We start from the raw sequence: 14045 nt of genomic DNA on the forward strand, positions 1-14045 counted from the left end.
AATGATGCTGTGCCCGCCATCAGGCTCCCCCTACTCTTTGGCGCATTTCCTCACCCGTCGGGAGCGCCGCATGTCCAGCAACCCTTTGTTCCAGCCCTTCACCCTTGGCTCCCTCGACTTGCCGACCCGCGTGGTCATGGCGCCGATGACCCGCACCTTCTCGCCGGGCGGTGTGCCCCATGATGGGGTGGTCGAGTACTACCGCCGCCGCGCCGCCGCCGGTGTTGGGTTGATCATCACCGAAGGCACCACGGTCGGCCACCTGGCCGCCAATGGCTACCCCAATGTGCCGCGCTTTCACGGCGAGGATGCCCTGGCTGGCTGGAAGAAGGTGGTCGACGCGGTGCACGCCGAAGGCGGGCGCATCGTGCCGCAGCTGTGGCATGTGGGCAGCGTGCGCCGCCTGGGCACCGAGCCGGACGGCAGCGTGCCGGGCTATGGCCCGAGTGGCAAGGAGAAGGATGGCAAGGTGGTGGTTCACGGCATGACCCGCGAGGATATCGCCGAGGTCATCGCGGCTTTTGCCCAGGCCGCCCGTGATGCCCAGGCCATCGGCATGGACGGCGTGGAGATCCACGGCGCCCATGGTTATCTGATCGACCAGTTCTTCTGGGAGGCCAGCAACCGTCGCGATGACGAATATGGTGGCGACCTGGCGGGTCGTTCACGTTTCGCCATCGAACTGATCCAGGCCGTGCGCGAAGCGGTCGGTCCGGACTTTCCGATCATCTTCCGCTTCTCGCAATGGAAACAGCAAGACTACAGCGCGCGTCTGGTGGAGACGCCCGAAGCCCTGGCGGCCTTCCTCAAGCCGCTGTCCGAGGCCGGTGTGGACATCTTCCACTGCTCCACCCGGCGCTTCTGGGAGCCGGAGTTCGCCGGCAGCGAGCTGAACCTGGCCGGCTGGACTCGCCAGCTCACTGGCAAGCCGACCATCACCGTGGGCAGCGTCGGGCTGGACGGCGAGTTCCTGCAGTTCATGGTCGACACCGACAAGGTGGCCAAGCCGGCCAGCCTGGAAGGGTTGCTGCGCAGGCTCGAGGACGAGGAGTTCGATCTGGTGGCTGTTGGCCGGGCCCTGCTGGTGGACGCGCAGTGGGCGCAGAAAGTGCGCGACGGGCGTGAAGCCGACGTGCTGCCCTTCAGCCGTGAGGCACTGACGACCCTGGCTTGATCGCCAGGGTGGCGGCAGGGACTCCGTTTCCTGCCATCGCGCCACGCAGGTACCCCTCGAACTGTTCGACGATCGCCGGCCAGCCCTGGCGGCTGGCGTGTTGCCGGGCATTGAGGCGCACCCGGCGCAGGGTCTCGCCTTCTTCGAGCAGCCAGCAGGCGGCATCGATGAAGGCGGCCTGATCGCCCGGCATGGCCAGGGCGCCGCTGTGGCCGTGGCGGATGTGCTGGGCGGCGGCGGCTTCGTCGTAGGCGACCACCGCCAGCCCCGAGGCCAGGGCTTCCAACACCACGTTGCCGAAGGTCTCGGTGAGGCTGGGGAACAGGAACAAGTCGCCGCTGGCATAATGTTCGGCTAGCGTCTCGCCACGCTGCGCACCACAGAACACCGCCTCCGGCAGTTGCTGTTCCAGGCTCGCACGCTGTGGTCCGTCGCCCACCACGATCAGGCGCAGGCGCTTTTGTGGATAACTTTTCTCCAAGGCTTCCAGGCAAGGGCGCAGCAGCGCCAGGTTCTTTTCCGGGGCCAGGCGCCCGACGTGCAGCACGGCGATGTCATCCGCGCCCAGGCCCCACTGGTCACGCAACGCCTGGTTACGTCGGGCCGGGTTGAACAGGCCGGCATCGACACCGCGGGCCATCAGGCCCAGCCGCTCGAAGCCGCGGCGTTCCAGTTCCAGCCGCTGGCTGGCGCTGGGGACCAGGGTGATGGCGGTGCGTCGGTGGAACCAGCGCAGGTAGTGGGTGAGCATCCGCGCCAACAGGCCCAGGCCATATTGCCCGGAGTACTGCGGGAAGTTGGTGTGGAAGCCGCTGACCACCATGATCCCCAGGCGTCGGGCGGCGCGCAGGGCGCTCAGGCCGAGCGGACCTTCGGTGGCGATGTACAGCACGTCCGGTCGCTGTCGGCGCCAACGGCGCAGTAGCCGGTGCATCGACACTTCGCCCCATTGCAGCCCGGGATAACCAGGCAACGGCCAGCCTCGGCACAGCAGCAGCGTTTCATCGGGCGTGAGCGTGGCGTCACTCGCCTGGCGTGGGCGCACGATCTCCACGTGGTGGCCTCGTTGTCGCAGCCCGTCGCCCAGGCGGCCAAGGGTATTGGCCACGCCGTTGATTTCGGGTGGAAAGGTTTCGCTGACCAGGGTGATGCGCAGGGATGGTGTGCTCATGAGAAAAAGTTTCCGTCGCCCCGGTTGCGCCGATGTGACGACTTCGTGACGGCCGTATGACGCCTGATTTCCGGCGATTCCAGGCCGATGAATAATTCCTTGCAACGTGCTCAAGAACTGCGTGGCCGCAGCCGATGCAGAGGCATTCGTCTACGGGAATTCGCTCCAGGAGAGCGGTCATGTTCAACAGCAAACTGAAGAAAGAACTCCAGCAACTGCGCGAAGAGCTGATGTCCATCGAGCAGGTCAAGAACAGCCTCGACAGCGAGATGCTGGTGCTCCAGCTCGACCCTCAGGGGCGCATCGAGTCGGTCAATGGCAATTTCGAGACCGAGATGCTCTACCGCGCCGAACAACTGATCGGGCGCAACATCGAGGATATCGTCCCGCCCCATGTGAAGAAGCTCGACTTCTACCAGCGCATGAAGCATGCGATCACCCGTGGCGAGCACCTCAACGGCGCCTTCCGTCTGCTGCGCGGCAATGGCGAGGAGGCCTGGCTGCGCTCGATCCTGCAACCGGTGAAGAACAGCGAAGGTCGGATCAAGTATTTCTCCCTGCATTCCAGCGACCTGACCCGCACCATCGAGACTTCCCGTGAGCACGAGAGCCTGATCAAGGCGCTGATGCGCTCCACCGCGGTGATCGAGTTCAACCTCGATGGCCAGGTGATCACCGCCAACGACCGCTTCCTGCAGACCATGGGCTACAACCTGGAGCAGGTACGCGGCAAGCACCACCGCATGTTCTGCGACCCGGAAGAGGCCAGCTCGGTCGGCTACCAGCAGTTCTGGGACAAGCTGCGCCGTGGCGAGTATGTCGCCGACCGCTTCAAGCGCATCGACGCCCATGGCCGAGTGGTGTGGCTGGAGGCCTCGTACAACCCGATCATCGACGCCCACGACGTGCTCTACAAGGTGGTCAAGTTCGCCACGGTGATCACCGATCAGGTCAACCAGGAGCTGGCCGTGGCCCAGGCGGCGGACATTGCCTACACCACCTCCCTGGAAACCGACAGCAGCGCACGCAAGGCCACCGACGTGGTGACCCAGACCGTCGAGGTGATGCGCGGCCTGGAGGGCTCCATGCAGGATGCCGCCGAGGGTATCCAGGCGTTGGACAAGCAGTCCAAGGTGATCGGCGCGATCATCAAGACCATCAGCGACATTGCCGGCCAGACCAACCTGCTGGCGCTCAACGCCGCCATCGAGGCGGCCCGGGCCGGCGAGCAGGGGCGTGGTTTCGCGGTGGTCGCCGACGAAGTGCGCCAGCTTGCCTCGCGCACCAGCAGCGCCACCGAGGAGATCGCCAAGGTGGTGCAGCAGAACGAGCAATTGGCCCAGGCGGCTGTTGACATCATCGACACCAGCAAGCGCCAGGCCGAGCAGGGCCTGGCCCTGGCCGCCGACACCGGCGGGGTGATCGTGGAGATCCAGGAAGGGGCGAAGAAGGTGGTGGACGCGGTGGGGCAGTTCTCCAGCCAGCTCAGTTCCTGACCTGAACCTGTAGGAGCCAGCAAGCTGGCTCCTACAGGGGGCGAGGGTCAGCCGCGTTCACGCACCCAGAACAGCGTGGCGCCCGCCACTGCCGCCGGCATCATCAGCACGTTCACGCCCGGGATCATCAACGCCAGGTAGGTGATCCCGCCGAAGCCCATCGACTGCCAGCGCTTCTGCCGCAGCCAGGCGAGCATGTCCTGCCAGCTCATCTTGTTGTTGTCCGCCGGGTAGTCGATGTACTGGATGGCCATCATCCAGACACCGAATACCAGCCACAGTGGCGCGGCGATCACGTTGACCACCGGGATGAACGACAGGATGAACAGGCCGATGGCCCGCGGCAGGAAGTAACCCAGCTTGCGCATTTCGCGGTTCAGGGTACGGGGCACCATGGCCACCAGCTCCGCCCAACTGAAGGGCGGGAAGGTGTCCTGACCGCGCACCACCACCTCGACCTTTTCCGCGAGAAACCCGTTGAACGGCGCGGCGATCACGTTGGCCAGCAGCGTGAAGGTGAAGAACACCATCAGCAGCACCAGGGCGACGAACAGCGGCCAGAGGATATAGGTGAGGAAGCTCAGCCAGTCGGGCAGGGTGGGCATCAGGCTGTCGACCCACAGGCTGAACTGGTGCCCGGCGAAGTAGATCAGGCCGCCAAACAGCAGCAGGTTGACCGCCAGGGGCAGCAGCACGAACAGCCGCAGGCTCGGGCTCAGGACCAGCTTCAGCCCCTCGCGCAGGTACTGGGGGCCGGAAAGGACGGGGGCTTGCATCGGAATGCTCCGCAGAAGGAAAACGCGCTGACCTTACCGAGTTTGGCGCGGCGACGAAAGGCACGCAGTGGCCGGGAAACGGCCTGTAACAAAGCGCCTGGGCATTGCCTATCGGTTTCTTCCCAGGATAGAGACTGCCTATGAGGTGGATTGTCGAAGGATATTTCCTTACTCTCTGCGGCCTCGCTACAGTGCGCTCAACTTTTTTGGTTTCAGGACCTGCGCGTTGTAGCCTTCCCCAAGTGCTGCGTGGGTCCCTTTTAATTCCAGCTGGCGCAGCCGGTACACAGGTACCGGCCCGGTGCGGCCGGCTCGACAGGAGTTCGACATGTCTGAAGTACGTCATTCGCGCGTCATCATTCTCGGTTCCGGCCCTGCCGGTTACAGCGCCGCGGTCTATGCCGCCCGCGCCAACCTCAAGCCGCTGCTGATCACCGGCATGCAGGCCGGCGGCCAGCTGACCACCACCACCGAGGTCGACAACTGGCCGGGCGACCCCCATGGCCTGACCGGCCCGGCACTGATGCAGCGCATGCAGGAACACGCCGAGCGTTTCGAGACCGAGATCGTCTTCGACCACATCAACGCCGTGGACCTGGCCAACAAACCGTTCACCCTGCGCGGTGACAGCGGTACCTACACCTGCGACGCGCTGATCGTCGCCACCGGCGCCAGCGCCCGCTACCTGGGCCTGCCGTCGGAAGAGACCTTCATGGGCAAGGGCGTGTCGGCCTGCGCCACCTGCGACGGCTTCTTCTACCGCAACAAGCCGGTCGCGGTCGTTGGTGGCGGCAACACCGCCGTGGAAGAGGCGCTGTACCTGGCCAACATCGCCAGCAAGGTTACCCTGGTACACCGTCGCGACACGTTCCGCGCCGAAAAGATCCTGATCGACAAGCTGCACGCCCGCGTGGCCGAAGGCAAGATCGAGCTCAAGCTCAACGCCACCCTGGACGAAGTGCTGGGTGACAACATGGGCGTGACTGGCGCGCGCCTGAAGAACAACGACGGCAGCTTCGACGAAATCAAGGTCGACGGCGTGTTCATCGCCATCGGCCACACCCCGAACACCTCGCTGTTCGAAGGTCAGCTGACCCTGAAGGACGGCTACCTGGTGGTTCACGGCGGCCGTGAAGGCAACGCTACCGCCACCAACGTCGAGGGCGTGTTCGCCGCCGGTGACGTGGCCGACCACGTTTACCGCCAGGCCATCACCTCGGCCGGCGCCGGCTGCATGGCCGCGCTGGACGTCGAGCGCTACCTGGACGGCCTGGCCAACGCCGCGCACTAAGCGTTGCGTTGGTTCGCCGGCAAGCCGGCGAACAGGACCTACAAAAAAACCGGCCTTATGGCCGGTTTTTTCATATCCGCGATTCGATCACAGGCTAAGGCGCATCGACAGGTCCACCGCCTTCACATCCTTGGTCATGGCACCGATCGAGATGTAGTCGACACCCGTTTCGGCGATCACCCGCAGGGTGGTTTCGTTCACGCCGCCGCTGGCCTCGAGCTTGGCCTTGCCGTCGTTGATGCGTACCGCCTCGCGCATCTCGTCCAGGGTCAGCTCGTCGAGCATGACGATATCGGCCCCTGCTGCCAGTGCCTGGCGCAGCTCGTCCAGGCTTTCCACCTCGATTTCCACCGGTTTGCCCGGCGCGATGCGGTGCGCCGCCGCCACGGCCTGGGCCACGCCACCGCTGGCGGCGATATGGTTTTCCTTGATCAGGAAGGCGTCGTACAGGCCGATGCGGTGGTTGTGGCAGCCGCCGCAGGTGACCGCGTACTTCTGTGCCAGGCGCAGGCCGGGCAGGGTCTTGCGGGTATCGAGCAGGCGTACCTGGGTGCCTTCCACCAGGTCGGCGAGGAAGCGCGCGCGGGTGGCCACGCCCGAGAGCATCTGCAGGAAGTTCAGCGCCGAGCGCTCGCCGCTGAGCAGCGAGCGCGCCGGGCCTTCGAGGTGGAACAACGCCTGGTTGGCGGTGGCCCGCTCGCCGTCCGCGACCTGCCAGTGCACCGCCACCCGCGGGTCGAGCTGGCGGAATACCGCATCCACCCAGGCGGTGCCGGCAATCACGCAGTCCTCGCGGGTGATGATGGTCGCCTTGGCCAGGCGCTCAGCCGGAATCAACTGGGCGGTGATGTCGCCGCTGCCGATGTCTTCCAGCAGCGCGCGGCGCACGTTGGCTTCGATTTCGGCGGTCAGGTCGGCGAGGCGTAGGTTCGGCATGGTCGGCTCCACAAGCTAGGTGCCGGCGATTATAGGGCAGGGGGGCAGCGTGTACAGCTGTCGCGCCAACGACCTTTGGTCAGGTTGTGCGAGCAATCGGGTGAATGCACTGTCAGTGAGGCGTGCAAATGGCGTGCTAGCAGCTGTCAGAATTTTCATCGATAATGGCGCCTTGTATTTGGCGTCATAGCTTTGACGACCCCTTCCAATCGAACGACGTTACATCCAGCAAGGAGTCCGGGATGCATAAAGAAGGCAAGGTGGTGCCCTTGGCGGCCGCCATCGACCGGGGCGCGCGCACGCCCTCGCCGAGCCTTCCCGTGTTGCTCCTGCAGGTGCGCGACAAGGCGGCCCTGCAGCTGCGCCAGGGCTTGCAGGCGTTGTTCGACAATGCCGACGACACCCTCTTCGAGATGGCCGACAAGGCCGCTGCCCGAGTCGACCAGAACCTTTACTTCGAAGCCATGCGCGACCTGCGGCTAAAGCGCAAGAGCATCGAGCGCGGGTTCCTCGACCTGTTCTACGACGCGTTTGCGAGCATTGGCCAGGCCGATCTGTTCGATACGTTGCTACCAGCGCCAGTGGCCCACGGCAAGGCCGAGCAGGAGCGTGCCATCGCTGTGCAGGCCATGGTCGACCGGGTGCTGTCGCGTGACGGTTTCTCTCTCCAGCAATTGAGCCTGCGCTTTGCTGCGCTGCTCGGTCGGGACCTGAATGAGCGGCACAACCCGCTCGGCCCTGCCAGCCTCTGCGACTATTTCCTGGCGGCCGGGCGCAACCTGGGCGTGGGGGCGAACGTCAAGATGGTCCTGCTCAAGCTCTTCGAGCGCTATGTGTTGCGTGACCTCGATCTGCTGTACAGCGAGGCGGGCCAGTTGCTGGCCAGTGCCGGGGTGCTGCCTGACCTGCAACCGGCGCCACGCCGCCGCGCCGAGGACCTGCGCGACATTGCCCGGCGCGTGCCAAACAACCCCGTGCAAGCTGGCGAGGCGGGGGCCGACACGGCTGGGCAGGCCTTCTTCGCGTCGGTGCAGGGCCTTCTGGCACCTTCGCGGGGATGCATCGCGCCGCGCCTGCAGGCCGTGGGCTCGGCGCAGCCGATCGGCACGAGCGACCTGCTGCGCCTGCTCACCCACCTGCAGCATTACGTGCCTGGCGCTGGCGAGCCGGACGACTTCAACCTCGGCCAGCAGTTGGAGCAATTGCTGCTGCGGGTCAGCGTGCGTAGCGGCACGCGCCGGCGTATCGCCACCGACGACGAGGACATGATCAACCTGGTGGGCCTGCTGTTCGGTTACATCGAGGTCGACGACAACCTGCCCGTCAGCCTGCGGGGGCTGATCGGTCGCCTGCACATTCCTCTGCTCAAGGTTGCCTTGATCGACAAGGCGTTGTTCTGCCGCGCCAGCCATCCGGCGCGGCGCCTGCTCAACGAAATCGCCACCACGGCCATCGGCTGGGAGAGCGACGCAGACGGCCTGCGTGACAGCCTGCACCTGCGGGTGGAGCGCATCGTCCAGCGGCTGCTCAATGATTTCTCCGAAGATTGCGGGCTGTTCAGCGAACTGCTCGACGAGTTCCTGGCCTTCAGCCAGGACGAGCGGCGACGCAACGAGTTGTTCGAGCAACGCACCCGCGATGCTGAGGAAGGTCGCGTCCGCACGCTGCTGGCCCGTCAGCGGGTACAGCATGAGCTGAACCTGCGCCTGCGGGGGCGAGTGTTGCCCGAGGGCGTGCTACGGATGCTGGTGCAGTCCTGGAGCCAGGTGCTGATGTTGGCCTGGCTCAAGCAGGGCGAGGCCTCGACGGCGTGGGCCGATGGGTTGGCGACCGTCGACAGCCTGCTCGTCAGCATTGTCCCGGCCCCTGAGCCGAGCCGCTTGCTTGAGCAGGTGCCAGGCCTGCTCAAGGCATTGCGTGAGGGGCTGGCGGGGGTGGCGCTGGACTCGGCGGCCACCCGTGAGTTCTTCCAGCAACTGGAACAGCTGCACCTGCAGGCGTGCGCGGGGAGGGAGGGGGAGACCCAGGGGGCGTCGGCCTTGGTCCGCGTCGAGGAGGATATCGTACTGGCCATCAGTGACGAGCCGGCCTGCGGGCCACGCCCTTGGTTCGATGAGCAGGAACCGGCGTTGCGCCAGGTGCAGCGTCTGCGTATCGGTACTTGGGTCGAGGTGCTGGACGATGACGAACCGCTGCGCTGCAAGCTGGTGGCACGTGTGGACATCAATGACCGCTTCGTCTTTGCCAACCGTACCGGGATGAAGGTACGTGAGTGGAACCGTGCCGGGCTGGCCGTGGCGTTGCGTCTGGGGGAGGTTCGCCTGCTCGATGACGGGTTGCTGTTCGAGCGGGCGCTGGAGGCGGTGCTCGAGGACTTGCGCCGGCAACAAGGGCGCTGACGCCAGTGATGCGCCTATAGGACCGTTCGCCGGCAAGCCGGCTCCTACAAGTGCGACGCCGATCCTGGGGCTGGCGCGGTCCCTGTGGGAGGGGGTTACCCGCGAAGAGGGCACCGCGGTGGCGATGCGATCCGATTCTTCGCGCCCCATTGCGGCTCTTACAATGATTCACATGCAATCGGCCGCGCCTGCGAGGCATACTGCGGTCCTGTACCCGGTGTTTTCAGGATCTGCTCCATGCAATTGGACCGTGCGACCGGTTGGTTCTCCGGCGTGACCCACTGCCCTTCGCCGAACTTCAACGCCCGCCCCGACGGCGAGGCCATCTCGCTGTTGGTCATCCACAACATCAGTCTGCCGCCGGCCTGCTTTGGTACCGGCAAGGTTCAGCAGTTCTTCCAGAACCGCCTGGACCCGGACGAGCATCCCTACTTCGCCACCATCAACCACCTCACGGTGTCCGCGCACCTGTTCGTCGAGCGCGACGGCCAGGCGACCCAGTTCGTCTCGCTGCTCGACCGTGCCTGGCATGCCGGCGTGTCGCGCTTCGAGGCGCGTGAGGGCTGCAACGACTTTTCCATCGGTATCGAGCTGGAGGGCACCGACGAGTTGCCCTACACCGATGCCCAGTACGCCACCCTGGAGCAGCTGACCCGCGAGATCCGCAGCGCCTGGCCGGTGATCGGGCCGCAGCGCATCTGCGGTCACAGCGACATCGCCCCGCAGCGCAAGACCGACCCGGGCCCGGCATTCGACTGGCCGCGCTACCGCGCCGCCCTGCAGCGTAACGAGGACAAGGCATGAGTTTCCTGGTGTTGGTGCTGGCGCTGTGGGTCGAGAAGTTCTCCGCCCTGCGCCACCGCGTGCAACGTGATGGTTTCTTCCTCGGCGAACTGGTGCGCCTGGAGCGCAGCGGCAAGGTCCACCCCTGGTGGACCCTGGCCATCCTGATCCTGGCGCCGGTGGTGGTGCTGGCCTTGCTGCTGCACGTGCTCGAGCCGGTCGCTTATGGCCTGCTGGCCTTGCCGGTGCACTTGCTGGTGCTGGTGTACAGCCTGGGGCGTGGCGATGTGAAAGCGGCGCTCGGGCCGTTCCGCGATGCCTGGCGCCGGGGTGACGACCAGGCTGCGCTGCATGTGGCCGAGCGCGACCTGGGCCTGGCCGCCGATGATGCCCAGGGCCTGATCAAGCGGGTCCAGGGGCATCTGCTGTGGCAGGCCTACCAGAGCTTCTTCGCGGTGATCTTCTGGTACTTCCTGCTTGGGCCGGGCGCGGCGCTGGCCTATCGCCTGCTCGCCCTGACCGCCGACCACAGCCGCCAGCCGGCGCTGCAGACCCTGGCCGGGCAATTGCGCCATGCCCTGGACTGGCTGCCGGTGCGGGTCATCGCGGTGAGTTTCGCCCTGGTCGGCAATTTCGTCGCGGTCACCCGGGTGATGCTGCACGAGCTGCTCGACTGGCATATCAGCGCCGGGCACCTGGTGGCCAAGGTCGGGCGGGTGGCCGACGACATTCCCGAGGAAGAAGACCGCCAGCGCGGGCTGGAGCGGCTGGACAGCCTGTGGGAACTGCTGCTGCGCTGCGCGGTACTCTGGTATGCCTGCTTTGCGCTGTGGACCGTGCTGGTCTGAGGCTTCGCGGCACCTGGTTCGCCTTGTAGGAGCGGCTTCAGCCGCGATCACCCGCGAAGCGGGTGCCATGCACCGCGATGACCCATCGCGGCTGAAGCCGCTCCTACAGGCGAACTTAACCATAAGTTACAAACCTTGATTCCAATCTGCGCTATACAAAGCCTTGGGCCATAGATGGCCTAGTGCTACCCCGCAGAACAACAAGAATTCAAGGAGGTGACCTGTGAAGCAGCTGCTCTATCCGGCCATCGCACTGATGAATCGCCTGAGCTTCGGCATGAAGTTCAGCTTGATCAGCGTCCTGTTTTTCCTGCCCATGCTCGCCACCAGCTTCTATCTGGTGCGCGATGCCTACAACCAGTTCCATGCCACCCACGTCGAGCTGCAAGGCCTCGGGCCGCTGGGCGACAGCCTGGCTCTGCGCGGCGACCTGGAAACCCTGGGTAATCTTCTGCAGATCAATGCCGTGCTCGGCCAGTCGGGCCAGGCCGGTGATGTAGAGACGCGCATCGCCACCTTGCAGGACAAGGTCCAGGCCCAGCTCGACGCGCTCAAGGGCAGCGATTCGGTGATCGAGGCCAAGCGCGGCGAGCTGGCCGATGCCTTTGCCCAGGCGCGTGGCGAGACGTCGTTGCAGAACAAGGTGGCGCTGTTCGACAAGCTTCTGGCCCAGGCCCAGGTACTGGGCAAGCTGGTCGCCAGCCAGGCAGGCCTGAGCCAGGATAGCCAGGCCTCGGTGCGCCAGATGGGCGAATTGGTCGGCAGCGCCACCGCGCAGGTCACCCAGGCGCTGGGCGAGGGCCGGGCGATGGGAGCGGTGGCCCTGGGGCGCGGCTTCATGGATTCCTCCGGCAGTGCTCGTTTCGAAGACCTGTTGCAGCGCCTGGAACGGTTGTCCGCCGACTATGCCATTCGCCTCGACGATGCCCTGGCCAGCGATGCCGGCGCCAAGGCCGCACTCGCCGCTGTTGCCCAGGCCAGCCAGGCCACGGTCAAGCAGGCGTCGACGCTGTTCGAGGACCAGGTGGTGGTGGCCGAAAGCCTGGACACACCGTGGGCCGGTTTCTACCAGCAGACCAGCGACCTGATGGCCCAGACCTACCGCCTCAACGACGCGGTGCTGACCCACCTGCATGGGCAACTCGAGGAGCGCCTTGGCGAGCATCGCCTGCGCATGATCGGTCTGGTGGTCGCGCTGGCCTCAGTGTTCGTGTTGATCATCTACCTCTACAGCGGTTTCTACGTTTCCACCCGCGAAACCCTCGGCAACCTGGGCAGCGCCATGGACAAGGTGGCAGCCGGCGACATGACGGTCAGCTTCCAGGCCCGCAGCCAGGACGAGCTTGGCGAGTTGGGGCGGGGTTTCAACGAAACCGTGCGGCGCATCCGCGGGCTGATCGAGCAGGTGGGCCACACCGTGACCACGGTCGAGGAGCAGGCCGGCCAGGTGCTGTCGGTGTCGGCCCGCAGCAACCTGGCGGTCAGCGGCCAGCGCGAGCAGATCGAGCAGGTGGCCACGGCGATGAACCAGATGAGCGCCACTTCACTGGAGGTCGCGCGCAGCGCGGCATTGGCCGCCGAGGGCGCGCAGCGGGTCAACCATGAAAGCGCCTCCGGCCGGGACCTGGTGGAGAGCCAGCAGGGCAGCATCGCCCGCCTGGCCGGCGAGATCGACCAGAGCGTGGCGGCGGTCAACCAGCTGGCGGGCGACAGCCAGGCGATCGGGCGGGTGCTGGAGGTGATCCGCAGCATCGCCGAGCAGACCAACCTGCTGGCCCTCAACGCCGCCATCGAGGCCGCCCGGGCCGGCGAGCAGGGCAGGGGCTTCGCCGTGGTCGCGGATGAAGTGCGCACCTTGGCCAGGCGTACCCAGGACTCCACCGAGGAGATCGCGCAGATGATCCAGCGTTTGCGTGATGGTGTCGGGGCGGCGGTCAAGGTGATGGGCAGCAGCCACCAGATGGCTGCAGGTACCGTCGATGAGGCGCGTCAGGTGCAGCAGGCGTTGGGCAATATTCTTGGCGCGGTGGGCGGGATCGTCGAGCAGAACCAGCAGATTGCCGCCGCCGTCGAGCAGCAGACGGCCGTGGCCCACGATATCGACCTGAACATCGTGGCGATCAACCGCGCGGCCCAGGACACCACCGAGGGCGCCTGCCAGACCGAGGACGCCAGCCGGGCGCTGTCGGCGCAGGTGGTGGAGCTCAAGCGTCTGATCGGGGCGTTCAGGGTGTAGCGCAACGCAGGCATCGAAGCTGTGGTAGCAACTGTCTTGTGGCCTATTCGCCGGCAAAGACGGTATCTACAGGTGCGGCGCAAGTCTTGAGACTGACCCGCTCCCACAGGAACTAGAGCCTCAGCGCAGCCTTGCTGGCGATGCCCAGGGGGCAACGGCTACCAGCCAAACACTTCGCAGGCATTGCGGCTACTGGCCTCGGCCAATGCTTCGACCTCGACCCCCATCACCTCCGCCAGCGCCTCGGCAATCTCCGGCAGATGTTCCGGGCTGTTGCGCTGCGCGGGGAACATCGCCGGCGCCATGTCCGGCGCATCGGTCTCCAGCACCACGCTCTCCAGTGGCAGGCGTGGCAGGGTCTTGCGCAGGCGCAGCGCCTGGGGCCAGGTGGCGGCGCCGCCGAGCCCCAGCTTGAAGCCGAGCCTGATGTATTCCCGCGCCTCCTCATAGCTGCCGGCAAAGGCATGGATGATCCCCGCCCGCGCCGGCTTGTAGCGCTTGAGCGTGGCGATCACCTGGGCATGGCTGCGGCGCACGTGCAGCAGCGAGGGCAGGGCGAAGTCGCAGGCCAGTTGCAGCTGGGCCTCGAACAGCGCCTGCTGGCGCGCCGGGTCCAGTTCCGGCAGGTAGAAGTCCAGGCCGAACTCGCCTACCGCGCAGAGGCGTGGATCACCGTGCAGGCGCTCCAGCCATTCGCGCAGTTGCACCAGGTGCTCGGGGCGATGCTGGTCGAGGTAGATCGGGTGCAGCCCCAGCGCGGCGTAGACACGCGGGTCGCGACAGGCCAGGTCCCACACGCGCTGAAAGTTTTCCTGGTACACCCCCAGCACCACCACCCGTTCCACGCCGCGGGCCGCCGCGTTGGCCAGCAACTGCGCGCGGTCGGCGTCGAAGTCGGGGAAGTCGAGGTGGGTGTGGGTGTCGATCAGGCGCAT

At 65.9% G+C, this 14045-nt stretch carries 10 protein-coding genes and 2 pseudogenes; 8 read left to right on the forward strand and 4 right to left on the reverse strand.

What is annotated here, in order from left to right; translation table 11 throughout:
- The first annotated feature begins 70 nt into the window (after positions 1–70).
- Positions 71–1174 (forward strand): NADH:flavin oxidoreductase, encoded by a 1104-nt coding sequence (locus JYG34_RS04285; RefSeq protein WP_213659613.1) that lies wholly within the window; start codon positions 71–73, stop codon positions 1172–1174.
- On the opposite strand, the gene JYG34_RS04290 is transcribed toward JYG34_RS04285, so the two are convergent.
- Positions 1143–2345 (reverse strand): glycosyltransferase family 4 protein, encoded by a 1203-nt coding sequence (locus JYG34_RS04290; RefSeq protein WP_213659614.1) that lies wholly within the window; start codon positions 2343–2345, stop codon positions 1143–1145. The two genes, JYG34_RS04285 and JYG34_RS04290, sit on opposite strands and share 32 nt — an antisense overlap.
- Before the next feature lie 269 nt (positions 2346–2614).
- Between JYG34_RS04290 and JYG34_RS26575 the strand changes: the two are divergent.
- A pseudogene (locus JYG34_RS26575) lies at positions 2615–3247 on the forward strand (PAS domain-containing protein); the annotation flags it as partial.
- 171 nt (positions 3248–3418) lie between these two features.
- A pseudogene (locus tag JYG34_RS26580) lies at positions 3419–3841 on the forward strand (methyl-accepting chemotaxis protein); the annotation flags it as partial.
- 47 nt (positions 3842–3888) lie between these two features.
- Here JYG34_RS26580 and cysZ read toward each other — a convergent pair.
- Entirely contained in the window at positions 3889–4617 is a 729-nt protein-coding gene (cysZ, locus tag JYG34_RS04300; RefSeq protein WP_213659616.1) for a sulfate transporter CysZ, read from the reverse strand.
- Positions 4618–4945: 328 nt separating this feature from the next.
- On the opposite strand from cysZ, the gene trxB reads away from it, so the two are divergent.
- A complete protein-coding gene (gene trxB / locus JYG34_RS04305) occupies positions 4946–5908 on the forward strand; it encodes a thioredoxin-disulfide reductase (RefSeq protein WP_028689829.1) in 963 nt (320 codons plus the stop codon).
- 87 nt (positions 5909–5995) lie between these two features.
- On the opposite strand, the gene nadC is transcribed toward trxB, so the two are convergent.
- Positions 5996–6844, reverse strand: a complete 849-nt coding sequence (gene nadC, locus JYG34_RS04310) for a carboxylating nicotinate-nucleotide diphosphorylase (RefSeq protein WP_213659617.1) — start codon at positions 6842–6844, stop codon at positions 5996–5998.
- A gap of 242 nt (positions 6845–7086) precedes the next feature.
- On the opposite strand from nadC, the gene JYG34_RS04315 reads away from it, so the two are divergent.
- The 4 genes from JYG34_RS04315 (at position 7087) to JYG34_RS04330 (ending at position 13110) form a co-directional block, all read left to right on the forward strand.
- Positions 7087–9243 (forward strand): DUF1631 domain-containing protein, encoded by a 2157-nt coding sequence (locus JYG34_RS04315; RefSeq protein WP_213659618.1) that lies wholly within the window; start codon positions 7087–7089, stop codon positions 9241–9243.
- 237 nt (positions 9244–9480) lie between these two features.
- A complete protein-coding gene (gene ampD, locus JYG34_RS04320; protein ID WP_213659619.1) occupies positions 9481–10047 on the forward strand; it encodes a 1,6-anhydro-N-acetylmuramyl-L-alanine amidase AmpD in 567 nt (188 codons plus the stop codon).
- A complete protein-coding gene (gene ampE, locus JYG34_RS04325) occupies positions 10044–10874 on the forward strand; it encodes a regulatory signaling modulator protein AmpE (RefSeq protein ID WP_213659620.1) in 831 nt (276 codons plus the stop codon). Before ampD ends, ampE begins: the two co-directional genes overlap by 4 nt.
- 223 nt (positions 10875–11097) lie before the next feature.
- Entirely contained in the window at positions 11098–13110 is a 2013-nt protein-coding gene (locus JYG34_RS04330; RefSeq protein ID WP_213659621.1) for a methyl-accepting chemotaxis protein, read from the forward strand.
- 158 nt (positions 13111–13268) lie between these two features.
- On the opposite strand, the gene JYG34_RS04335 is transcribed toward JYG34_RS04330, so the two are convergent.
- A complete protein-coding gene (locus JYG34_RS04335) occupies positions 13269–14045 on the reverse strand; it encodes a TatD family hydrolase (protein WP_213659622.1) in 777 nt (258 codons plus the stop codon).

The sequence above is a fragment of the Pseudomonas entomophila genome (assembly GCF_018417595.1).
GTDB lineage: Bacteria > Pseudomonadota > Gammaproteobacteria > Pseudomonadales > Pseudomonadaceae > Aquipseudomonas > Aquipseudomonas entomophila_C.